This is a genomic window from Sulfitobacter sp. NFXS29 (assembly GCF_040148765.1).
Classification (GTDB): domain Bacteria; phylum Pseudomonadota; class Alphaproteobacteria; order Rhodobacterales; family Rhodobacteraceae; genus Sulfitobacter.
Genome location: NZ_JAGDED010000001.1, coordinates 704,169 through 725,784 on the forward strand (window position 1 = coordinate 704,169; position 21,616 = coordinate 725,784).

At 61.1% G+C, this 21,616-nt stretch carries 24 protein-coding genes; all 24 read left to right on the top strand.

The genetic code is table 11. The annotated features are described in order from the left end of the window. Positions 1-17 precede the first annotated feature (17 nt). On the top strand, positions 18-1,958 hold the full coding sequence (locus tag J3456_RS03455; RefSeq protein WP_349578912.1) for an acetyl/propionyl/methylcrotonyl-CoA carboxylase subunit alpha: 1,941 nt from the start codon (positions 18-20) through the stop codon (positions 1,956-1,958). Next, positions 1,955-2,623, top strand: coding sequence for a glutathione S-transferase family protein (locus J3456_RS03460; protein ID WP_067625719.1), 669 nt, complete (start codon positions 1,955-1,957; stop codon positions 2,621-2,623). The genes J3456_RS03455 and J3456_RS03460 overlap by 4 nt, the downstream gene beginning before the upstream one ends. A 31-nt stretch (positions 2,624-2,654) precedes the next feature. Next, positions 2,655-3,509, top strand: a complete 855-nt coding sequence (locus tag J3456_RS03465) for a hydroxymethylglutaryl-CoA lyase (RefSeq protein WP_349578913.1) — start codon at positions 2,655-2,657, stop codon at positions 3,507-3,509. A 1-nt stretch (position 3,510) separates the two neighbouring features. Beyond that, a complete protein-coding gene (locus J3456_RS03470; RefSeq protein WP_349578914.1) occupies positions 3,511-4,293 on the top strand; it encodes a crotonase/enoyl-CoA hydratase family protein in 783 nt (260 codons plus the stop codon). A 162-nt stretch (positions 4,294-4,455) separates the two neighbouring features. Further along, the gene (locus J3456_RS03475) at positions 4,456-4,821 is read left to right on the top strand and encodes an NADH-quinone oxidoreductase subunit A (RefSeq protein ID WP_067263411.1); all 366 of its coding nucleotides are present in this window, start codon (positions 4,456-4,458) and stop codon (positions 4,819-4,821) included. A 26-nt stretch (positions 4,822-4,847) separates the two neighbouring features. Then, the gene (locus tag J3456_RS03480) at positions 4,848-5,426 is read left to right on the top strand and encodes a NuoB/complex I 20 kDa subunit family protein (protein WP_502989487.1); all 579 of its coding nucleotides are present in this window, start codon (positions 4,848-4,850) and stop codon (positions 5,424-5,426) included. Positions 5,427-5,526: 100 nt separating this feature from the next. Continuing rightward, the gene (locus tag J3456_RS03485) at positions 5,527-6,156 is read left to right on the top strand and encodes an NADH-quinone oxidoreductase subunit C (protein WP_349578917.1); all 630 of its coding nucleotides are present in this window, start codon (positions 5,527-5,529) and stop codon (positions 6,154-6,156) included. Beyond that, the gene (locus tag J3456_RS03490) at positions 6,156-6,329 is read left to right on the top strand and encodes a hypothetical protein (protein ID WP_162931847.1); all 174 of its coding nucleotides are present in this window, start codon (positions 6,156-6,158) and stop codon (positions 6,327-6,329) included. The genes J3456_RS03485 and J3456_RS03490 overlap by 1 nt, the downstream gene beginning before the upstream one ends. Beyond that, entirely contained in the window at positions 6,329-7,573 is a 1,245-nt protein-coding gene (locus J3456_RS03495; protein ID WP_349578918.1) for an NADH-quinone oxidoreductase subunit D, read from the top strand. The genes J3456_RS03490 and J3456_RS03495 overlap by 1 nt, the downstream gene beginning before the upstream one ends. A 79-nt stretch (positions 7,574-7,652) precedes the next feature. Continuing rightward, positions 7,653-8,804 (top strand): NADH-quinone oxidoreductase subunit E, encoded by a 1,152-nt coding sequence (locus J3456_RS03500; protein ID WP_349578919.1) that lies wholly within the window; start codon positions 7,653-7,655, stop codon positions 8,802-8,804. Positions 8,805-8,898: 94 nt separating this feature from the next. Continuing rightward, on the top strand, positions 8,899-9,843 hold the full coding sequence (locus tag J3456_RS03505) for a helix-hairpin-helix domain-containing protein (RefSeq protein ID WP_349578920.1): 945 nt from the start codon (positions 8,899-8,901) through the stop codon (positions 9,841-9,843). Between the two features lie 17 nt (positions 9,844-9,860). Beyond that, on the top strand, positions 9,861-10,094 hold the full coding sequence (locus J3456_RS03510) for a DUF5337 domain-containing protein (protein ID WP_067263425.1): 234 nt from the start codon (positions 9,861-9,863) through the stop codon (positions 10,092-10,094). Between the two features lie 5 nt (positions 10,095-10,099). Beyond that, complete coding sequence (nuoF, locus tag J3456_RS03515; RefSeq protein ID WP_349578921.1) at positions 10,100-11,395, top strand: NADH-quinone oxidoreductase subunit NuoF; 1,296 nt, start codon at positions 10,100-10,102, stop codon at positions 11,393-11,395. A gap of 139 nt (positions 11,396-11,534) precedes the next feature. Then, on the top strand, positions 11,535-11,861 hold the full coding sequence (locus tag J3456_RS03520; RefSeq protein ID WP_349578922.1) for a hypothetical protein: 327 nt from the start codon (positions 11,535-11,537) through the stop codon (positions 11,859-11,861). A 120-nt stretch (positions 11,862-11,981) separates the two neighbouring features. After that, the gene (locus J3456_RS03525) at positions 11,982-12,392 is read left to right on the top strand and encodes a DUF5333 domain-containing protein (protein WP_349578923.1); all 411 of its coding nucleotides are present in this window, start codon (positions 11,982-11,984) and stop codon (positions 12,390-12,392) included. A 4-nt stretch (positions 12,393-12,396) separates the two neighbouring features. Then, on the top strand, positions 12,397-14,412 hold the full coding sequence (gene nuoG / locus J3456_RS03530) for an NADH-quinone oxidoreductase subunit NuoG (RefSeq protein WP_349578924.1): 2,016 nt from the start codon (positions 12,397-12,399) through the stop codon (positions 14,410-14,412). Next, on the top strand, positions 14,409-14,792 hold the full coding sequence (locus tag J3456_RS03535; protein ID WP_502593755.1) for a YNQ4 family lipoprotein: 384 nt from the start codon (positions 14,409-14,411) through the stop codon (positions 14,790-14,792). Before nuoG ends, J3456_RS03535 begins: the two co-directional genes overlap by 4 nt. A 6-nt stretch (positions 14,793-14,798) precedes the next feature. Next, positions 14,799-15,839, top strand: coding sequence for an NADH-quinone oxidoreductase subunit NuoH (nuoH, locus tag J3456_RS03540; RefSeq protein ID WP_259944838.1), 1,041 nt, complete (start codon positions 14,799-14,801; stop codon positions 15,837-15,839). A gap of 1 nt (position 15,840) precedes the next feature. After that, positions 15,841-16,335 (top strand): NADH-quinone oxidoreductase subunit NuoI, encoded by a 495-nt coding sequence (gene nuoI, locus J3456_RS03545; RefSeq protein ID WP_067630640.1) that lies wholly within the window; start codon positions 15,841-15,843, stop codon positions 16,333-16,335. Further along, the gene (locus J3456_RS03550; protein ID WP_349578925.1) at positions 16,332-16,748 is read left to right on the top strand and encodes a carboxymuconolactone decarboxylase family protein; all 417 of its coding nucleotides are present in this window, start codon (positions 16,332-16,334) and stop codon (positions 16,746-16,748) included. The genes nuoI and J3456_RS03550 overlap by 4 nt, the downstream gene beginning before the upstream one ends. Further along, entirely contained in the window at positions 16,745-17,347 is a 603-nt protein-coding gene (locus J3456_RS03555) for an NADH-quinone oxidoreductase subunit J (protein ID WP_067630634.1), read from the top strand. Before J3456_RS03550 ends, J3456_RS03555 begins: the two co-directional genes overlap by 4 nt. 259 nt (positions 17,348-17,606) lie before the next feature. Next, complete coding sequence (nuoK, locus tag J3456_RS03560; RefSeq protein ID WP_007119508.1) at positions 17,607-17,912, top strand: NADH-quinone oxidoreductase subunit NuoK; 306 nt, start codon at positions 17,607-17,609, stop codon at positions 17,910-17,912. Between the two features lie 4 nt (positions 17,913-17,916). After that, on the top strand, positions 17,917-20,049 hold the full coding sequence (gene nuoL / locus J3456_RS03565) for an NADH-quinone oxidoreductase subunit L (RefSeq protein WP_349578926.1): 2,133 nt from the start codon (positions 17,917-17,919) through the stop codon (positions 20,047-20,049). Next, positions 20,049-21,611, top strand: a complete 1,563-nt coding sequence (locus tag J3456_RS03570; RefSeq protein WP_349578927.1) for an NADH-quinone oxidoreductase subunit M — start codon at positions 20,049-20,051, stop codon at positions 21,609-21,611. Before nuoL ends, J3456_RS03570 begins: the two co-directional genes overlap by 1 nt. Positions 21,612-21,616 lie beyond the last annotated feature (5 nt).

Consider the following 21,616-nt stretch of genomic DNA (forward strand, 5'->3'; position numbering starts at 1 on the left):
GATGAAAAGGGTAGGGCATGTTTGACACGATCCTGATTGCGAACCGGGGTGAGATTGCTTGCCGGGTGATGGAAACCGCACAAGCTATGGGGGTGCGCTGCGTGGCGGTGTACTCGGACGCCGATGCGGGCGCGAAACACGTGGCGATGGCGGATGCCGCCGTGCATATCGGCGGCTCGGCCCCGGCTGAGAGTTATCTGAAGGGCGATGTGATCATCCAAGCCGCGCTGGATACCGGCGCGCAGGCGATCCATCCGGGCTACGGGTTTTTAAGCGAAAACCCCGATTTCGTGGAGGCGGTCGCGGCCGCGGGGCTCACCTTCATTGGGCCTTCGGCCAAGGCGATCCGGGCCATGGGCCTCAAGGACGCCGCCAAGGCGCTGATGGTCGAGGCGGGCGTGCCCGTCGTGCCGGGCTACCACGGGGCGGATCAGGACGATGCGCTTTTGGCTGAGGAAGCCGAGAAGATCGGCTATCCGGTGTTGATCAAGGCCGTCGCGGGCGGCGGTGGCAAAGGCATGCGACTGGTCGAGGAGCCGAAGGGCTTTCAGGCGGCGCTCGACTCGGCGCGCTCGGAGGCCAAGACCGCCTTTGGCAACCCGGATGTATTGGTCGAGAAGTTCGTGACTAAGCCGCGCCATATCGAGGTGCAGGTCTTTGGCGACGGCACCCATGCGGTGCATCTGTTCGAACGAGACTGTTCGCTGCAGCGCCGCCACCAAAAGGTGATCGAGGAGGCGCCCGCGCCGGGCATGACAGAAGATATGCGCGCGGCCATGGGCCAAGCGGCGGTGCGCGCAGCCGAAGCGATCGGCTATGCCGGGGCAGGGACGGTGGAATTCATCGTCGATGGGTCAGACGGCCTGTCGACCGACGGGTTCTTCTTCATGGAGATGAACACCCGCCTGCAGGTGGAACATCCCGTTACCGAACTGGTGACCGGGGTCGATCTGGTTGAATGGCAGCTGCGTGTGGCGGCCGGAGAGGCGCTGCCGAAGGCGCAGGAAGACCTCAACATCAACGGCCATGCCTTCGAGGCGCGGCTCTACGCCGAGGATGTGCCGAAGGGGTTTCTGCCCGCCACCGGCACGCTGACGCATCTGTCCTTCACGCCCCAGACCCGCGCTGACAGCGGCGTGCGGGCGGGCGACACGATCAGCCCCTTCTACGATCCGATGATCGCCAAGGTTATCGTGCATGGGCCTACACGCGATGTGGCGCTGTCGCGCCTGCGCGCGGCGCTCAAGGGCTGCGAGGTGGGCGGCACGGTCACCAACCTTGCTTTCCTCGGCGCACTGGCGGGGCATGAGGGCTTTGCCAGGGGCGATGTCGACACCGGGCTGATTGCGCGGGATATCGACGCGCTGACCGCGCAGCCAGAGGTGCCGGGGCGGCATTTCGCGCTGGCGGGGATGGCGGCCCTTGGGTTGGATCAGCCGCAACCGGAGGCCGGGTTCAACCTCTGGCGGCCCCTGCGGCGGCAGGTGATGCTAGGCCGTAATGGCGAAGAGCATTTGCTGAAGGTGCGGGTGCTGTCCGAGAACATGCAGCTTTGGACCGTGGCCGATCACGAGCTGCGCGCCGAGCGGATTGGTGGACGTTGGAAGATCGACGGCCATGTCGCGCCGACGGTCTCGGTTGCTGGCGACGTGGTCACGGTCTTTGACGCCTATGGTATCGCCTTTGATGTGATTGATCCGCTTGCGCGGGCCGCCGCAGCCCACGGCGACGGCAACATCGTTGAGGCCCCGATGCCCGGTCTGGTCCGCGCCATCGACGCCGAGGTAGGCCAAAGCGTCGCCAAAGGCGACCGCTTGGCGGTGCTGGAGGCGATGAAGATGGAGCATTCGTTGCTCGCCGCGCGCGATGGCGTGGTGGCCGAGGTACTGGCACAGCCCGGTGATCAGGTCGAAGCCGGTGCCGCGTTGGTGCGGCTGGAAGCCGAGGAAGACGCATGATTACGCTGCACCACTGCCCCCAGACCCGCTCGATGCGCACACTTTGGCTGCTGCACGAACTCGACGATGTGGAGTTTCAGGTCAAGGTTCATGCCTTCGACCGCAGTTTGCGCGATCCGGAATATCTGATCCTCTCGCCCGCGGGGCGGGTTCCGGCGCTGGAGATCGATGGCGAGCGCATGTTCGAGACTGGCGCGATTACGCAGTACCTCTGCGAACGCTACAGCCCCGACCGCATGGGCCGTTCTGTCGGCAGTCCTGACCGGATGGCTTGGCTGGTCTGGGTGCATTTTGCGGAAACCGTCAGCCAGCACACCGCGGCGCTGACCCAGCAGCACATCGCCCTGCGCGACGATTCCATGCGCAGCCCCATCGTGATGAAGCTCGAAGCCGCGCGGATCGGGAAATGCTACGACGCGCTGGAGGCGCGGCTCTCGACACCGCTGGAGAACCGCGACTACCTGTTGACCTCTGGGTTTTCGGCTGCCGATATCTCGGTGGGCCAAGCGGTTTATATGGCGCGGCATTTCGTGAAATTGGATGACCACCCCTCGGTCGCGGCGTGGTATGAACGGATCACGGAACGTGACAGCTTCGCACAGGCCTTGCCCGATGGGGCAAAGCTCTACGAGGAGGATTTCTACGCGCCATGGCCGGTTGAGTGACTGTGGCCCATTCAGGGAAGGAGAGCGGCCAATGAGCCTTGGACCATGTGAGATTTTCGAGGTCGGCCCGCGGGACGGTCTGCAAAACGAAAAACGCGAGATTCCCGTGGCCGAGAAGGTCGCGCTGGTGGACAAGCTGAGCGCCGCAGGCTTTGCCCGCATCGAATGCGCCAGTTTCGTCAGCCCGAAATGGGTGCCGCAGATGGCCGGGTCGGGCGAGGTACTGGCGGGGATCACACGGGCCGAGGGCGTGCGCTATGCCGCGCTGACGCCGAACATGCGCGGTTATGAGGATGCGCTTGCCGCAAAAGCGGATGAGATCGCCATCTTCGCCTCGGCCTCGGAAGGTTTCAGCCAGAAGAACATTAACGCCAGCATCGACGAGGCGTTTGAGCGGTTTGCCCCGATCCTTGAAGAGGCGCGGCATGTGGACATGCCGGTGCGGGGCTATGTCTCCTGCGTGGTGGAATGCCCCTATGACGGCAAGGTCGACCCCGGAGCGGTGGCGCGGGTGGCCGACAGGCTCTTTGCGATGGGCTGTTATGAGATTTCCTTGGGCGACACCATCGGCGCGGGCACGCCCGACAGTATCGCGCGGATGCTGCTTTCGGTGCGCGACGTGGTCCCCGCAGGGCGGCTCGCGGGGCACTACCATGACACCCACGGGCGGGCGATGGCCAATATCGACGCCTCGCTGTCGATGGGGCTGCGGGTCTTTGACGCGGCGGTGGGCGGCTTGGGCGGTTGCCCCTATGCGCCCGGCGCGGCGGGCAATGTTGCCACCGAGGCGGTGAACGAACATCTGACGGCGCTTGGCTATGACACCGGCGTCGATCAGGCGGTGGTCCTGGAAGCCGCCGAAATGGCGCGGGCAATGCGAGGCTGACATGTACGAGACTTTGACGATCGAAACCGACGCGCGCGGGGTGGCGACGCTGACCCTGAACCGTCCTGAAAAGCACAACGCGATGTCCGCGCAGATGCTGGCGGACCTGACGGATGCGGCGGGTAAACTGGCCGCCGACGATGCGGTGCGTGTGGTGGTCCTGACCGGGGCGGGCAAATCCTTTTGCGCGGGCGGCGATCTGGGCTGGATGCGCGATCAGGCGGATATGGATGCCGAGACACGCTCAGCCGAGGCGGGCAAGCTGGCGACGATGCTGGGCGCGCTGAATGCGCTGCCGAAGCCGGTGATCGGGAAGTTGCAGGGCAATGCCTTTGGCGGCGGGGTCGGCATGGCTTCGGTCTGTGACGTGGCTGTGGGGGTCGATACGCTCAAGATGGGGTTCACCGAGGCCCGGCTGGGCATCATCCCGGCGACCATCGGGCCATACGTTCTGGCGCGGATGGGCGAGGGGCGCGCGCGCCGCGTCTTCATGTCGGCGCGGCTCTTTGGCGCGGCGGAAGCGGTCGATCTGGGGCTGCTGGCCCGTGCCGTTCCGGCGGACGAACTCGACGCGGCGGTCGAGGCCGAAGTCGTGCCCTATCTCTTCTGCGCGCCGGGTGCGGTGGCAGCGGCTAAGAAGCTGGCGCAGGACTTGGGGGGAATCGCCACGCCCGAGGCGGTGAAGATGTCCATCGACGCGCTCGCGGCGCGTTGGGAAACAGAAGAAGCCGCTGAAGGAATCAGTGCCTTCTTCGACAAGCGCAAAGCCGCTTGGGTGGTCTAGTTCAAGGCTTTGGCGAAATGGCTCTATTGGGGGCCCGTGGGCGGCATTAACCGGGCTTGGCCCGTTGACCCTACCCACGGGCAGAGTTAAACCCGTTCCAAGTTTGTCTGCGCGGGCTTTTGGCCTTTGCCTCATGCCGCGCACCGCGAAAGGAGCATCCCCTTGGACGACATGCTGCGGGAATACCTGCCCATCCTCGTTTTTCTGGCCGTGGCGATTGGCCTTGGCCTTGTGCTGATCCTCGCCGCCGTGGTCGTGGCCGTGCGCAATCCTGACCCGGAAAAGGTCTCGGCCTATGAATGCGGGTTCAACGCTTTTGACGACGCGCGGATGAAGTTTGACGTGCGTTTCTATCTGGTGTCGATCCTCTTCATCATCTTCGATCTCGAAATCGCCTTCCTCTTCCCTTGGGCCGTGGCCTTCAAAGAGGTGAGCATGGTGGGCTTTTGGTCGATGATGGTGTTCTTGGGCGTCCTGACGGCTGGCTTCGCCTATGAATGGAAGAAGGGAGCGCTGGAATGGCAGTAAATGATGACGCGCTGGTCACCCCGGTGATGGGCGATGGCCACCAAAGCCCGCGGGTGAAATCCGGTGCTTCTGCGCCAGCGGCCTACGGTCAATACGGTGCGGGGGCTGATCCTGAGTTCGCGACCCAGAGCCTGAATGCCGAGTTGCAGGACAAGGGTTTCCTGCTGACCTCGACCGAAGACATCATCAACTGGGCGCGCACCGGCAGCTTGCACTGGATGACCTTTGGTCTGGCCTGCTGCGCGGTTGAGATGATGCACAGCTCAATGCCACGCTATGACCTTGAGCGTTTCGGCACCGCGCCGCGTGCCTCTCCGCGCCAGTCGGACCTGATGATCGTCGCGGGCACGCTGACCAACAAGATGGCCCCGGCGCTGCGCAAGGTCTACGACCAGATGCCAGAGCCGCGCTATGTGATCTCAATGGGGTCTTGTGCCAATGGCGGCGGGTACTACCACTACAGCTACTCGGTCGTGCGCGGCTGTGACCGGATCGTGCCGGTTGACGTCTATGTGCCCGGCTGCCCGCCGACGGCGGAGGCGCTGCTGTATGGTATCCTCCAGTTGCAGCGTAAAATCCGCCGCACCGGGACGATTGTGCGCTAAGACAAGGGCCTGCGCCGGATCGGGGCAGGCAAAAGGACGATGCGCCACAGGCGCAGGACAGTGAGATGGCGTTGATCGGCGCGTGGAAGGAAGATTTGCGATGAGCGAACAACTGCAGGAACTTGGGGCCTATATCGAAGCCAAGCGGCCCGATTGCGTGCTCGGATGGGATGTCACCAAGGGTGAGTTGAACATGTCCGTGGCGCTGGCGAATATCGCGGGCCTTGTTGAGTTCCTCAAGGGCGACCCGACTTGCCGTTTCTCGACCTTGGTCGACATCACGGCGGTGGACTATCCGGGCCGTGCGAAACGGTTCGACGTGGTGTACCACTTCCTGTCGATGTACCAAAACCACCGCATCCGCCTGCGCGCCACCGCACGCGAAAAGGACATGGTGCCGTCGATCACCGGCGTGCACCCCAGTGCCGATTGGTTCGAGCGTGAAGTCTTTGACATGTTCGGCATCCTGTTTTCCGGCCACCCGGACCTGCGCCGCATCCTGACCGACTATGGGTTCCGCGGCCACCCGCTGCGCAAGGACTTCCCGACGACGGGCTATACCGAAGTGCGCTATGACGAAGCCGCCAAGCGCGTGGTCTATGAACCGGTGAGCCTTGTGCAGGAATACCGCCAGTTCGATTTCATGTCGCCTTGGGAAGGGGCCGAGTACATCCTGCCCGGTGACGACAAATCCGCGCCGGATGGCCATGTGAGCAAGGACGCGAAGTAATGGGCGGGCTGGGCTGGCTGATCCTCTCGGCGCTGACGGCCATTCCGATGGTCAAGCTGCTGCCGTTCTTTGGCATTAATAAATACTGGGCGGCGGCCTGTCTGATCCCGCTGGGCACGATCGCCTTGCTGTGGTGGATGGGCATGAAGCTGCAAGAACTGGAGAAACGGTAATGGACGGCGACATTCGCACAAAAGCCTTTGACGACGGGTCGACCGACTTTGAGTCCGGCGAGCAGAAGATCCGCAACTTCAACATCAACTTCGGCCCGCAACACCCTGCCGCACACGGTGTTTTGCGTCTGGTGCTTGAGTTGGACGGCGAGGTTGTAGAACGGTGCGACCCGCATATCGGCCTGCTGCACCGTGGCACCGAAAAGCTGATGGAAAGCCGCACTTACCTGCAGAACCTGCCGTATTTCGACCGGCTCGATTATGTGGCTCCGATGAACCAAGAGCACGCTTGGTGTCTGGCCATCGAAAAGCTGACCGGCACCGTGGTGCCGCGCCGTGCCTCGCTGATCCGGGTGCTGTTCTGCGAGATTGGCCGCATCCTGAACCACCTTTTGAACATCACCACGCAGGCGCTCGACGTGGGCGCGCTGACGCCGCCGCTCTGGGGTTTTGAAGAGCGTGAAAGCCTGATGATCTTTTACGAGCGGGCCTGTGGCGCGCGTTTGCACGCGGCCTACTTCCGCCCCGGTGGTGTCCACCAAGACCTGCCGCCGGCGCTGCTGGACGATATCGAAGCATGGTGCGCGCAATTCCTGACCAAATTCATGGTCGATATTGACGAGCTGCTGACCGAGAACCGGATCTTTAAACAGCGGAACGTCGACATTGGCATCGTTTCCGAGCAGGAAATTCTCGATTACGGCTTTAGCGGCGTCATGGTGCGCGGTTCCGGGTTGGCTTGGGATCTGCGGCGTTCGCAACCCTATGAATGCTATGACGAATTCGACTTCCAAATCCCCGTGGGCAAGAACGGCGACTGCTTTGACCGCTACCTCTGCCGCATGGAAGAGATGCGCCAGTCCACCTACATCATCCAGCAGGCGATCGAAAAACTGCGCGCCCCCGAAGGGCAGGGCGATATCCTTGCCCGCGGCAAGATCACCCCGCCGTCGCGCACCGCGATGAAGACCGACATGGAAAGCCTGATCCACCACTTCAAGCTTTACACCGAAGGTTTCCACGTGCCCGAGGGCGAAGTGTATTGCGCGGTCGAAGCGCCGAAGGGCGAGTTTGGCGTTTACCTTGTGGCCGATGGCTCCAACAAACCCTACCGCGCTAAGATCCGCGCGCCGGGGTTCTTGCACCTGCAGGCGATGGATCATGTTGCCAGCGGGCACCAACTTGCCGATGTGGCCGCGATCATCGGCACCATGGACGTCGTCTTTGGAGAGATCGACCGGTGATGCTAATCGCGTCACCCTGTTTTGAAGAAATTTACGCCGGAGGCACGATTGGCCTCCGCCTGACCATAGGTTCGAACTAATGCTCCGCCGTCTACACCCTGACCAGCCCGACAGTTTTGCCTTTACGCCCGCCAACCAAAAATGGGCCGAAGCGCAGATCACCAAATACCCCGAGGGCCGTCAGGCCAGCGCGATCATTCCACTGCTGTGGCGCGCGCAGGAGCAAGAGGGTTGGCTGACCCGTGCGGCGATTGAACATGTCTCCGAAATGCTGGGCATGGCCTATATCCGCGGGCTGGAAGTGGCGACATTCTACTTCATGTTTCAGCTGCAACCTGTTGGTTCCGTGGCACATATTCAGGTTTGCGGCACCACGTCCTGCATGATCTGTGGGGCCGAGGATTTGGTCGCCGTCTGCAAAGAACGTATCGCCGCCAAACCGCATGAGTTGTCGGCGGATGGGCGTTTTTCGTGGGAAGAAGTCGAATGCCTTGGCGCGTGCTCCAACGCGCCGATGGCCCAGATCGGCAAAGACTATTACGAAGACCTGACCACCGCGCGGCTCAATGAAATCCTTGATGAGTTGAGCGATGGGCGCGTGCCGGTGCCCGGCCCGCAGAACGGGCGCTATGCGTCAGAGCCTTTGGGCGGGTTGACCAGCCTCACGGACCACGAAAGCGGGCGCACGCAATACAACGCCAGCGCGCAGGCTGCGGTGGACATCGGCGATACCGTCAAGCGCATCGACGGCACCGAAGTGCCGCTGCTGACGCCTTGGCAAAACCAGCCCGACGCGCCGCAGCCTGAAACGGTAGAAGAGGTCGAAGCCGAAGAGCCGCGTCCTGCCGAGGGCGAAGCCACCGACAAAACCGGCGTCACCGAACAAGAAGCCGAAGCCACGTCAAAGAGCAAGCCGCGCTCCAAACGTGACCCCAAGGGTGAGAGCGCCGATGCGGCCAAGGCCGAAACCAGCGCCCCCGCGACGCCCGGCCAAAAGCCCGCCCAGTTGGACGCCCCCCGCGAGGGTGGTGCCGATGATCTGAAAAAGATCAAAGGCGTCGGCCCGAAGCTGGAGCAGATGCTGAACGGCATGGGCTATTACCACTTTGACCAGATCGCCCAATGGGGCCCGGAGGAGGTCGCTTGGGTCGATCAGAACCTCGAAGGGTTCAAAGGCCGCGTCAGCCGCGACAATTGGGTAGAGCAGGCCGCAGGCCTCGCCAAAGACTAAAGACGGAGATTTCGCAACGGGCCAAGGACGGCACCATTACCACCCCGCAAAGCCATAAGCCGCATCGCCCGCATTCAGGGAGAGAAGGACAGTCATGACGGATATTTCGGAACGAGAGGCCTGCACCAAGCGCTGTTGGTGGTTGGGTGCCGGTGCCGGTTTGCTGGTGGCATTCCTGTTGCTGGCCTTCGGCATCTGGGGGCTGTTGATGTCGATTCTGGCTGGTGTGCTGGTGGCGGTGATCGTGGGCTATCTGGCGCTGACTCTGCTGTGCAAAGACGTACCCGCCGCTGCCCCCCAAGACAGCACGCGCAGCGCGGCGGCTGCATCGGTCGCAGGGGCGCCGGCGGCATCGGGGAGCGTTTCTTCCGCGGTGGGTTCAGTCCCCGCAGGGGACGCCGGGATCGGGGCGGCGCGCAAGGCAAGCGCGCCGGTTGAACCCGCTAAGGAAACACCACCACAGGAGCCGACAGCGCCCGTGGCCGATACTGCTGCCGTTGAGGCGGCACCGGAACAGGTCGCCAAGGCGGAAGAAGCAGCTGCTGTAGTGACGCCCTCGAAGGAGGCCGTCGAAACCCCTTCCGCGCCTTCCAAGGAAATATCGCCACAGGAACCGACCGCGCCCGTGGCCGATACCGCTGCCGTCGAAGCGGCACCGGAACAGGTCATCGAGGCCGAAGAAGCGCCCGCTGTCGTGGAGACCCCGCAAGAGGTCGTCGAAGCGCCCGCCAAACCTGCGAAGGCCGAGCCCGCACCAGTGCCCGCGACCGATAGCCATTCTACCGATGGCAAGCCCGCGCTGCGCGACGCGCCCCGTGCGGGCGGGGCAGATGACCTTAAGCGGATTGGCGGCATCGGGCCGAAGTTGGAACAGACCCTGAATGAACTGGGCATTTACCATTTCGATCAGATCGCAGCCCTTCAGGGGGATGAGATCGACTGGGTCGACTCCCGCCTGCGGTTCAAGGGCCGCATCCGGCGCGACGATTGGATCGGTCAAGCCCAAGCCTTTGCCAATGACGGCAAGGCGAAAGGTTGACGGGGTAAGAGAGAGAGATGAGCGAAGCCGAAGACAGAGCGCTTGCCCGTAAGGGCCGCACCGCAGGGCTGGTCATTGCCGTGACCATGTGTTTGTGGCTGGCCATGCAATGGGCTGGCCCGGCGCTTGGCCTGCCGGGGCGCTATGCGCTGCTCTTCGATTTTGCTGCACTGGCCGCGCTTTTCTGGGCGATGGTCGTGATATATCAAATGTGGCAGGCCCGCCGGGCCAGCCGTGAGAACCAAAGGTAGGCATCATGCTTCAGGACAAAGACCGCATTTTTACCAATATCTACGGCATGCATGACCGCACCCTAAAAGGCGCGCAGTCGCGGGGCCATTGGGATGGCACTGCCGGAATCATCCAAAACGGCCGCGATTGGATCGTGGACCAGATGAAAGCCTCTGGCCTGCGGGGCCGGGGCGGGGCGGGCTTCCCCACAGGTCTGAAATGGTCCTTCATGCCCAAGGAAAGCGATGGCCGCCCGTCCTATCTGGTGGTCAATGCCGACGAATCCGAGCCGGGCACCTGCAAAGACCGCGAGATCATGCGCCACGATCCGCATACGCTGATCGAAGGCTGTTTGATCGCCTCTTTCGCGATGAATGCCCATGCCTGCTACATCTACCTGCGCGGCGAATATATCCGCGAGCGTGAAGCGTTGCAGACTGCGATTGATGAAGCCTATGAGGCTGGGTTGGTGGGCAAGAACGCCTCCAAATCCGGCTGGGACTTCGATATCTATCTGCACCACGGTGCGGGTGCCTATATCTGCGGCGAAGAAACAGCACTTCTGGAAAGCCTCGAAGGCAAGAAGGGCATGCCGCGGATGAAGCCGCCGTTCCCGGCGGGCGCGGGTCTTTATGGCTGCCCGACGACCGTGAACAACGTCGAATCCATCGCCGTGGTGCCGACCATCCTGCGCCGTGGGCCGGAGTGGTTCGCGGGCTTTGGCCGCGCGAATAACGCTGGCACCAAGCTCTTTGCAATCTCGGGCCACGTCAATAACCCTTGCGTTGTTGAAGAGGCGATGAGCATCGGGTTTGAAGAGCTGATCGAAAAACATTGCGGCGGCATTCGCGGCGGTTGGGACAACCTAAAGGCCGTTATCCCCGGCGGCTCTTCGGTGCCGCTGATCCCCGGCAAAGACATGCGCGACGCGATCATGGATTTTGATTATCTGCGCGAACAGCGCTCCGGCCTCGGCACGGCGGCGGTGATCGTGATGGACAACTCGACCGACGTGATCAAAGCGATCTGGCGTTTGTCGAAGTTCTACAAGCACGAAAGCTGTGGCCAGTGCACGCCCTGCCGCGAAGGCACCGGCTGGATGATGCGCGTGATGGACCGTCTGGTAACCGGCGATGCGGAACCCGAAGAGATCGACATGCTGCTCGACGTGACCAAACAGGTCGAAGGCCACACGATCTGCGCGCTTGGCGATGCGGCGGCTTGGCCGATCCAAGGTCTGATCCGGCACTTCCGGGATGAGATCGAAGACCGGATCAAACACAAGCGTACGGGCCGTGTCAGCGCGGTCGCGGCAGAGTGAAACCCTGCGCGGCGGCAGGCCCGATGGCTTGACGCTTGGCGCAGGAGCGGCGATAGCGGGCGCGTGTCAGGCGCGTCCGTCCACAACAGGCGCGGGGGCGGTCGGCAAAGCCGGGCCCATGGCGCAGCGGAGTAGGTCTATGAAATATGCTTTGACGGTTTTGACGGTCAGCGCACTGCTGGCAGGCTGTGCCAATGATGGTGAGCGTGTTGCCTTTGACGGGCAGTATTTCAGCACCAAACTGCGCAAGGTGGATGGCCAGCGCGACGTATTTCAGGTGACGGTTAAGGATGCCGGGAAATCTATCGACGGCGCCCGCGCAGCGGCGCGCTACGAAGCGGTGAAATACTGCGTCGGCAACTATGGCAGTTCAGACATCGACTGGACCTTTGGCCCCGATGCGCCGACAGGCACGCTGCGGCTTGATGGCGGCGCGCTGACCTTTCAGGGGCGCTGCCCACAGTGATCGCATCGGCGACATATCGCGGGGCTGTGGCCCAAGGGAGCGGTGATATTGAATATCATGCACCTCGAACTCCATCTGTCAGACGGGCCGTTCCGGCCCGCTGCATGAAGGAGAATTGATATGCGCACCCTGATGATCGCCGTGATGGGCCTGAGCCTGACCGCCGCCATCGTGACGCCCGCCATGGCCAAGCCGCCGCTGCGCGAAGTGGCTGCCATCGACGACGCGCTTTTGGACATCGGCGTGGCCGACATCATCCGCAAGAACTGCCCCGACATCAGTGCGCGAATGCTGCGCGCGGTCAAGATGGCATGGGATTTGAAAGGCAAGGCAGGCGATCTGGGCTACTCCGACGCCGAGATCGACGCCTATATTGATAGTGACGCTGAAAAAGCGCGCATGAGAGCGCGGGGCGCCGCGTTTTTCAAGGCCAAGGGGGTCGATACTTCGGACCCGCAAAGCTATTGTGCGCTAGGACGCGAAGAGATTCAAAAATCGAGCCGGATCGGTTCGTTACTGAAGGCAAAGTGAGCTTATGAGCGATATCCGCAAGATCATCATCGACGGTAAGGAAGTCGAAGTCGAAGGGGCGATGACGCTCATTCAGGCCTGTGAGCAGGTCGGCATCGAGGTGCCGCGCTTCTGTTACCACGAGCGTCTGTCGATCGCCGGTAACTGCCGGATGTGTCTTGTGGAAGTCGTCGGCGGGCCGCCCAAGCCCGCCGCCTCCTGCGCCATGCAGGTGCGCGACCTGCGCCCCGGGCCGGAAGGCCAGCCGCCGGTTGTGAAAACCAACTCGCCGATGGTCAAAAAGGCCCGCGAAGGGGTGATGGAGTTCCTGCTCATCAACCACCCGCTCGATTGCCCGATCTGCGATCAGGGTGGCGAATGTGATCTGCAGGATCAGGCAATGGCCTACGGCGTCGATTTCTCGCGCTACCGCGAGCCGAAGCGGGCGACCGAAGACCTCGATCTCGGCCCGCTCGTAGAGACTCACATGACCCGCTGCATTTCCTGCACCCGCTGCGTGCGCTTCACGACCGAGGTCGCGGGGCAGCATGTGATGGGCCAGACGGGCCGGGGCGAGGATGCAGAGATCACGACCTATCTCGGCTCACTGATCGACAGCAACCTGTCGGGCAATATCATCGACCTTTGCCCCGTCGGTGCGCTGGTCAGCAAACCCTACGCCTTTACTGCGCGTCCGTGGGAGTTGAGCAAGACCGAAAGCATCGACGTGATGGATGCGCTTGGCTCCAACATTCGTGTGGATACCAAAGGCCGCGAAGTCATGCGCTTCCTGCCGCGCAACCATGATGGCGTGAACGAAGAGTGGATTTCCGACAAGACTCGTTTTGTCTGGGACGGTCTGCGCCGCCAGCGTCTGGACACGCCCTACATCCGCGAAAACGGCAAGCTGCGCAAAGCCAGCTGGCCTGAGGCGCTGAATGCCGCAGCCGCTGCGATGAAGGGCAAGAAGCTTGCCGGTCTCGTCGGTGATTTGTCACCGGTTGAAGCCGCCTTCGCGCTGAAGCAATTGATCGAAGGGCAGGGCGGTGTCGTCGAATGCCGCACCGATGGGGCGAAGCTGCCTGCGGGCAATCGCTTTGGCTATGTTGGCAACGCACGGATCGAAGATCTGGACGATGCTAAGATGATCCAGCTGATCGGCTGCAACCCGGCGGTCGAAGCGCCGGTGTTGAACGCGCGCATCCGCAAGGCGTGGAGCAAGGGCGCAGAGATCGGCCTGATCGGCGAAGCTGCTGACCTGACTTATCCGCATCACCATCTGGGCAATGATCGCGCGACCCTCGATAAACTGATGGGCAGTGATTTCGACGAAGTGCTGGAGCAGCCTTCGGTGATTGTCGTCGGCCAAGGCGCGCTGCGCGAAGCCGATGGCGTAGCGGTTCTGGCGAAAGCGATGGAACTGGCCGAGAAGACTAAGAGCAAGCTGATGATTCTACACACCGCTGCCGCGCGCGTTGGCGCGATGGACATCGGAGCGACTGCTGAGAACGGCATGGATGATGTGAACGCGGCAGAGGTGATCTATAACCTCGGCGCGGATGAGGTCGAAATCGGTGCCGGTCCCTTCGTGATCTACCAAGGCAGCCACGGCGATCGTGGTGCGCACCGCGCCGACATCATCTTGCCGGGTGCCGCCTATACCGAAGAACCGGGTCTGTTCGTCAACACCGAAGGCCGCCCGCAAATTGCGCAGCGCGCCGGGTTCGCGCCCGGTCAAGCCAAGGAAAACTGGGCGATTCTCCGGGCGCTCTCAGCTGAGTTGGGCGCGCAATTGGGCTATGATTCCATCGCGCAGTTGCGCCGCAAGCTGACCGAGGCCGTGCCACATCTGGCAAATGTCGATGAGGTGCCGGAAAACGAATGGGCCGCGCTGCCTGCCGGTAAGCTGGGCGATGCCTCTTTCGCGCCGACGGTACGCGACTTCTATCTCTCTAACCCAATCGCACGGGCCAGCCAGTTGATGGCGGAACTTTCGGCTCTGGCCGCCGCGCGCCGGGCCGAGCCGATGGCGGCGGAGTGAGAGCCATGATGCTGGCCCCCTTGATGCTGCTGGCCGCCTGCGAACCGCAGGTGCCGGTGGCCGAGGATTTCATCCCCGACTACAAGGGGGTGGAAACACAGCTTTTGGACGGTGATTTGGTGCAGTTCAACGTGGCGATGACCAAGGCGTTGTCGAACCAGGATGTGTCGGATTATGCCGAATGTGCTGCAGCGCAGTATACGTTGATCCGAGGCTACGGTTTTGCGCGACATGTGCGGACAAATGTCACCGAAGAGGGTGGCATATGGCGAGCAGATGCTGTTTACACAATCTCGCCGAGCCTGCCGAAAGGCTTGAAGACAATTGATGCCGAAGTGACCGCGTTTCAATGCGCGGAACGCGGCATTCCGACGGTGTGAGGACTTATGGCTGATTTCTTTTACACGACCGGGCTTGGCATTGCCCTGCTGACGGTTGGGCAGGTTTTACTGCTGGTTGTGCCGCTTTTGCTGGCGCTGGCCTTCCTCATGTATGCCGACCGCAAGATCTGGGCCGCCGTGATGATGCGCCGCGGCCCCAACGTTGTGGGCGTCTTCGGCCTGCTGCAGAGTTTTGCCGACTTTCTTAAATATATCGTTAAAGAAGTGGTGGTCCCGGCGGGCGCTGACAAGGGGGTCTTCTTCCTTGCGCCGATGATTTCTTTTGTCATGGCGATGATCGCCTGGGCAGTGATCCCTTTCAACGAAGGCTGGATCCTGTCGGACATCAATGTGGCGATCCTCTATGTCTTCGCTGTCTCCTCGCTCGAAGTTTACGGCGTGATCATGGGCGGTTGGGCGTCGAACTCGAAATACCCCTTCCTTGGTTCACTGCGTTCTGCCGCGCAGATGATTTCCTATGAGGTCTCGATTGGCCTGATCATCATCGGCGTGATCCTCTCGACCGGTTCGATGAACTTCACATCCATCGTGGCAGCGCAGGATGGTGACTGGGGCCTGTTCAACTGGTACTTCCTGCCACACTTCCCGATGTTGATCCTGTTCTTTATCTCGGCGCTGGCGGAAACCAACCGCCCGCCGTTCGACCTGCCCGAAGCGGAATCGGAACTGGTGGCGGGTTATCAGGTGGAATATTCCTCCACGCCCTTCCTGCTCTTTATGATCGGTGAATTGGTGGCCGTGGTGCTGATGTGTGCGCTGGTGTCGCTGATGTTCTTCGGCGGCTGGTTGTCTCCGGTGCCGTTCCTGCCCGATGGCTTCTTCTGGATGTTCATCAAGATGCTGATGGTCTTCTTCATGTTCGCCATGGTGAAGGCAATCACGCCGCGCTACCGCTATGACCAGCTGATGCGGCTGGGTTGGAAAGTCTTCCTGCCGTTCTCGCTGTTCTGGGTGGTCTTCGTGGCATTCGCTGCAAAATTCGATTGGTTCTGGGGCATCTACGCCCGCTGGACCGTAGGGGGCTGATATGGCGACGACTGACTACACCCGCGCCGCGAAATATTTCCTGCTGGCAGATTACGCCAAGGCGTTCATGCTGGGGATGCGCTATTTCTTTGCGCCGAAAACGACGCTGAACTACCCGCATGAAAAGGGGCCTCTGTCGCCGCGTTTCCGGGGCGAACACGCGCTGCGCCGTTATCCAAACGGCGAAGAGCGTTGCATCGCGTGCAAACTCTGCGAGGCGATCTGCCCCGCGCAGGCGATCACCATCGACGCCGAAGCACGCGAGGACGGCAGCCGCCGCACCACGCGCTATGACATCGATATGACCAAATGCATCTACTGCGGTTTCTGCCAGGAAGCCTGCCCGGTAGATGCAATTGTCGAAGGCCCGAACTTCGAATTCTCGACCGAGACCCGCGAAGAGCTGTATTACGACAAGGCCAAGCTTTTGGACAACGGCGAACGCTGGGAAGCCGAGATTGCCCGCAACCTTGAGATGGACGCACCTTACCGATGAGTGATCCCAAGAACCCTTTTGATGCGATGATGAAGCAGGCGCAGGAAATGGCGAAAGCCTTTCCAGCGATGGATGCTTTTTCGCCCAAGGGGTTTGAGGCGATGATGGGCACCATGCCGAAGGACATGATGGACTTCTGGTTCGGCGACACGTTGAACAAGGGCGGGCTGGACGCGCGGACGCGGCTGCTGCTTACGCTCGCGGGGCTGACCATGCAGGGCGCGCAGAATGATATGGCCCTCCGCCAAACCGTGCGCCACGCACGGGAGGCGGGCGCCACCAAGCAACATATCGTCGAGACGATTGGCCAGATGTCGGTCTTTGCCGGGCTGCCGGCGATGACCCGGGCGCTGGAACTGGCGCAGTCGGTTCTTGACGAAGAAAAAGATACCAAGAAGGAAGACGGCGCATGACGGTCTTTTCATTTTACCTCTTCGCGATCAGCGTCATCACCGGCGGACTGTTCACGGTGATCAGCCGCAACCCGGTGCATTCGGTGCTCTGGCTGATCCTGTCTTTCCTTTCGGCGGCGGGGCTTTTCGTGCTGCTGGGGGCGGAGTTCGTGGCGATGCTTCTGGTCATCGTCTACGTCGGCGCGGTGGCGGTGCTGTTCCTCTTCGTGGTCATGATGCTCGACGTGGACTTCGCCGAGCTCAAGGCCGAGATGGCGCGCTATATGCCTCTGGCGCTGCTGATCGCTTTGGTGATCTTGATGCAATTCGTGATGGCCTTTGGCGCGTGGGAGCAGAGTGCGGCGGCGGAGAGCCTGCGGGCCAATGCAATCGATCCGGCGCGGTTCAATACCGAAGCGCTTGGTCTGCTGCTTTATGATCGTTACTTCCTGCTGTTCCAGCTGGCGGGTCTGATCCTGCTGGTGGCAATGATCGGGGCGATCGTGCTGACACTGCGGCACCGCAAGGACGTGAAACGCCAAGACGTGGTGGCGCAGATGATGCGCGACCCGGCCAAGGCGATGGAACTGCGCGACGTGAAGTCGGGGCAGGGCCTGTAAACACCGGAATTTTTAAAAATTCCGTAGCCGTTTTCGTTGAAAGAAAATGGCTGAACCAAAGAGAAAAGGGACGCCGAAATGTCGAGAACAACAATCGTGGTGCTGGTCGTGGTTTTGATCGTCGTGTTTTTCGGCGGCTACAGCTTTATCGGCTAAAACCTCGGCAATCCCGGTGGCAGCCGGGGCAAAGTGATACTAAAAGCCCCACCAAATGGGGCGCGACCAAAGCCCATCAAAGGGCGGGAACGTAAGGGACGACATGATCGGACTTGAGCATTACCTGACGGTAGCGGCGACGCTGTTTGTCATCGGCATCTTCGGGCTATTCCTGAACCGCAAGAACGTGATCATCCTGCTGATGAGCATCGAATTGATGCTGCTCGCGGTGAACATCAACCTCGTTGCCTTCTCCAGTTTCCTTGGTGATTTGACGGGGCAGGTATTCACACTTTTCGTGCTTACCGTCGCTGCGGCGGAGGCTGCCATCGGCCTCGCCATCCTGGTCTGTTTCTTCCGTAACCGTGGCTCGATCGCGGTGGAAGATGTCAACGTGATGAAGGGCTGAGGCAATGGAAACCACGATCCTATTCGCCCCGCTTGTGGGTGCCATCCTTTGCGGTTTCGGCTGGAAGATTACTGGTGAGAAAGCCGCTCAATGGATCGCCACCGGCTTGCTGTTCCTCTCGACCTTCCTGTCTTGGGTGGTGTTCCTGACGCTGGACGGCCCGACCGATCAAATCCAGATCCTGCGCTTTATCGAAAGTGGCACGCTTAGCACCGATTGGGCGATCCGCATGGACCGTCTGACTGCGATCATGTTGATCGTGATCACCACGGTGTCGAGCCTCGTGCACCTCTATTCCTTCGGCTACATGGCGCACGATGAGAACTTCCGCGATAACGAAAGCTATCGCCCCCGGTTCTTTGCCTATCTGTCCTTCTTTACCTTCGCGATGTTGATGCTGGTGACAGCCGACAACCTCGTGCAGATGTTCTTTGGCTGGGAAGGCGTTGGTGTCGCGTCCTACCTGCTGATCGGTTTCTACTTCCGTAAGCCAAGCGCCAATGCCGCGGCGATGAAGGCCTTCATCGTGAACCGGGTAGGGGACTTTGCGTTCCTGCTGGGCATCTTTGGCCTATATATGCTGACGGACTCGATCCGCTTTGACGATATTTTTGCTGCGGCACCCGATTTGGCTGAGCAGACTGTGACCTTCCTGTGGAACGATTGGAACGCGGCGAACCTGATCGCCTTCCTGCTGTTCCTCGGCGCGATGGGTAAATCAGCGCAGCTGTTCCTGCACACTTGGCTTCCCGACGCGATGGAAGGCCCGACACCCGTGTCGGCGCTGATCCACGCGGCGACCATGGTGACGGCGGGTGTTTTCCTAGTTTGCCGCATGTCGCCGGTGATGGAGTTTGCGCCCGAAGCCATGGCCTTTGTCACCGTCATCGGGGCAACCACCGCTTTCGTTGCGGCGACGATCGGTCTTGTGCAGACCGACATCAAACGCGTCATCGCCTATTCGACCATGTCGCAGCTTGGCTATATGTTCGTGGCGGCGGGCGTCGGCATGTATTCGGCGGCGATGTTCCACCTGTTCACACACGCCTTCTTTAAGGCGATGCTGTTCTTGGGAGCGGGCTCGGTCATCCACGCGATGCACCATGAGCAAGACATGACCAACTACGGCGGTCTGCGCAAAAAGATCCCCTATACCTTTGCTGCCATGATGATCGGCACGCTGGCTATTACCGGTGTTGGCATCCCGCTGACGCATATTGGTTTCGCTGGCTTCCTGTCGAAAGATGCGATCATCGAGAGCGCTTGGGGCGGTGGGTCCATGTATGGTTTCTGGCTGCTGGTGATCGCCGCTGCGATGACAAGCTTCTACAGCTGGCGCCTGATCTTCCTGACGTTCTTCGGCGCGCCGCGCGGCAACAAACATACGCATGAGCACGCGCATGAAAGCCCGATGGTCATGCTGATCCCGCTTGGCGTCTTGGCGCTCGGCTCGGTGTTTGCTGGCATGGTCTGGTACGGCAGCTTCTTTGGCCACGCGGATCAGGTTGGCAAATTCTACGGTATCCCGATGGCTGAAATGGCCGAAGGCGGCGACGCTCATGTCGAAGGGGCCGAAGATGACCACGGCGCCACCGGCACGGTTGACGGTGATCACGGGGCCGAGGCGCTGGTCGAGGGCCACCAAGACGCGGGCGCGCATCACGAAGCCTTCGGCGGTGCGCCGGGTGAGGGGGCGCTTTACTTTGCCCCCGATAACCACGTGTTGGACGACGCGCACGCCGCCCCGACTTGGGTCAAAGTTTCGCCCTTTATCGCGATGCTGGCCGGTCTGATCATGGCCCTGTGGTTCTATATCTGGAGCCCAACCGTGCCGGGCCGTTTGGCGGCAAACCAACGCCCGCTTTACCTGTTCCTGAAAAACAAATGGTACTTTGATGAGGTTTACGACGTGATTTTCGTGCGCCCCGGCAAAACGATTGGCCGGTTCCTGTGGAAACGCGGCGATGGCACTGTGATCGACGGCACGCTCAATGGCGTCGCCATGGGGATCATCCCCTTCTTCACCCGCCTCGCGGGTAAGGCACAGACGGGCTATATCTTCACCTATGCCTTCGCCATGGTGATCGGCATCGCCGTTCTGGTGACATGGATGACGATGAGCGGAGGAGCGAACTGATGGATACGCATCTGCTTTCAATCATCACATTCATTCCGGCATTCGCAGCACTGATCCTCGCGGTCTTCTTGCGAGGCGACGATGCCGCCGCCGGGCGTAATGCGAAATGGCTGGCCTTCATCACCACGACGGTTACCTTCCTGATCTCGCTTTTTGTGCTCTTTGATTTTGACCCGTCCAACACTGATTTTCAGTTTGTGGATGAGGCCGATTGGCTCTTGGGCCTGAAGTACCGCCTTGGCGTCGACGGTATTTCGATCCTTTTCGTCATGCTGACCACCTTCATGATGCCGCTGGTCATCGCGGCAAGCTGGAATGTGGAGCATCGCGTCAAAGAATATATGATCGCCTTCCTGCTGCTGGAGACGCTGATGCTCGGCGTGTTCATGGCGCTGGATCTGGTGCTCTTCTACCTCTTCTTCGAAGCGGGCCTCATTCCGATGTTCTTGATCATCGGCATCTGGGGCGGGAAAGAGCGTATCTACGCGAGCTTCAAGTTCTTCCTCTACACCTTCCTCGGCTCGGTACTGATGCTGGTGGCCATGGTGGCGATGTTTACCGAAGCCGGCACCACCTGCATCGGCGGCTGTGAGATCAGCTTGCTGACCCACAACTTCGGCTCCGAGACTTTCGAGCTGCTGGGGCTTCAGATCGTCGGCGGCATGCAGACACTGATGTTCCTCGCCTTCTTTGCCAGCTTCGCGGTCAAGATGCCGATGTGGCCGGTGCACACTTGGCTGCCCGACGCGCACGTTCAGGCCCCGACGGCGGGTTCTGTGGTGCTCGCGGCGATCCTGCTCAAGATGGGCGGCTACGGCTTCCTGCGGTTTTCGTTGCCGATGTTCCCCGTGGGGGCCGAGGTGATGACGCCGCTGATCCTTTGGATGTCGGCCATTGCCATCGTCTACACTTCGCTGGTGGCGCTGGTGCAGCAGGACATGAAAAAGCTGATCGCCTATTCCTCGGTCGCACACATGGGTTTCGTGACCATGGGCATCTTTGCGGCCAACCAGCAGGGGATTGATGGCGCTATTTTCCAGATGATCAGCCACGGCTTCATCTCTGGCGCGCTCTTCCTTAGCGTTGGCGTGATCTATGACCGTATGCACACCCGTGACATCGACGCCTATGGTGGTCTGGTGAACCGGATGCCGGCCTATGCGCTGGTCTTTATGTTCTTCACCATGGCGAACGTGGGCCTGCCGGGCACATCTGGCTTTGTCGGGGAATTTCTGACGCTGATGGCGACCTTCCAAGTGAACACTTGGGTGGCGGCTGTGGCGACCACGGGCGTGATCTTCTCGGCGGCCTATGCGCTGTGGCTCTATCGCCGCGTGGTGATGGGCGACCTGATCAAAGAAAGCCTTAAGGCGATCACCGACATGACCGCGCGTGAGAAATGGATTATCGCACCTCTGGTGGCGATGACCCTGATCTTGGGCGTCTATCCGGCACTGGTGTTGGATATGATCGGGCCGTCGGTGGCTGCTCTCGTTGACAATTACGACATGGCGCTGGAGGCGGCTGACACCGCTGTGCAGACTGCCGATGCCTCGCATTAAGAAGG